At 74.9% G+C, this 1089-nt stretch carries 1 protein-coding gene; it reads left to right on the top strand.

All coding sequences use genetic code 11. The features are described 5' to 3' along the window. On the top strand, positions 1 to 1089 hold a 1089-nt coding region (locus LzC2_RS21500; RefSeq protein WP_171190066.1), incomplete at both ends, for a M56 family metallopeptidase.

Raw genomic sequence — 1089 nt, 5'->3', positions numbered from 1 at the left:
TCTGCGGCCGCGTCGCGCTGCTGGGGCTGGGCGCCGCGGCGCTGCTCAGCCTCGCCGCCCTCAGCCCGTGGCCGCGGTGGGACGGAGAGGCGAAGCCAGGGAGCCGCGACCGTCAGGGAGCGTCTCTCGCCGCGCCCGACCGTACAGAGACGCTCCCTGACGGTCGCGGCTCTCTTCCTCAGTCAACGGACGAAACAGACGTCTCCCTCGCGGCGGCGCGGGCGTTCGTGGGGGCGCTGCTCGAACCGCCGGAGACGCTTCCCGTCACGCCGAGTAACGCCGAGGCTCCGCGGAGCCTCGGCGCGACGCTGAGTTGGGGGGCGATTCTCGCCGGGGCGCTGCTGGCGTTGGGGCTGGGTCGGTTCGTCGTCGGCTGGCTGCTGATCGCCCGATTGCGGCGGCGCTCGCGGGCGGTGGAGAACGCAGAACTGACCCGCGCCTTCGACCGGTTGCGGCAGGCCGCGGGGGTTCGCGGGCCGGTCGAACTGCGGGAGACGGACGCCCTGTCGACCGCCGCCGCGGTCGGGTGGCGGCGGCCGTGCGTGCTGCTGCCGGCGGACCCGCGGACCGGGTGGCGCTCCTGGACGTCGGCGGACCGCGACGCGGTGCTGGCGCACGAGTTGGCGCACGTCGCCGGCGGGGACGCCTTCTGGAACCTCCTCGCCCAGTCGGCGCTGCTGACGCAGTTCTATCACCCGCTGTCGCACTGGCTCGCGGGGCGGGTGCGGGGCGATCAGGAACTCGCCGCGGACGCCTGCGCCGCCGAACTCGTCGGCGGGCGGGCCGCGTATCTGAAGAGTCTCGCCGCGGTCGCTCTGACCGCGGACCCCGGCCCCGACCCAAGCTCAACTCGCGGTCGGTTCCCCCTGTCGCCCGCCCGACTGTCGTCGGCATCGACGTCGGCCGCGTGGCCGGCGCGGGCGTTTCTCCCCTCCCGTCGCACCCTTCACGAACGAGTCGAAATGCTCCGTCGAACCCCCGTTCCCCGCTCCCGATTGGCGACGCGAACCGCCGGTCCGCTCGCCGCCGTGGGCGTGCTGGCCGTCGCCGTGCTGGCCAGCGGCTTTCGCCCGGCGCCCGCCGCTGAGC

This window comes from Alienimonas chondri, assembly GCF_013036045.1.
In the GTDB taxonomy this organism is placed as follows: domain Bacteria; phylum Planctomycetota; class Planctomycetia; order Planctomycetales; family Planctomycetaceae; genus Alienimonas; species Alienimonas chondri.
Note: the sequence above shows the minus strand (reverse complement) of the source record. Positions and strands in the feature narration are given on the sequence as shown.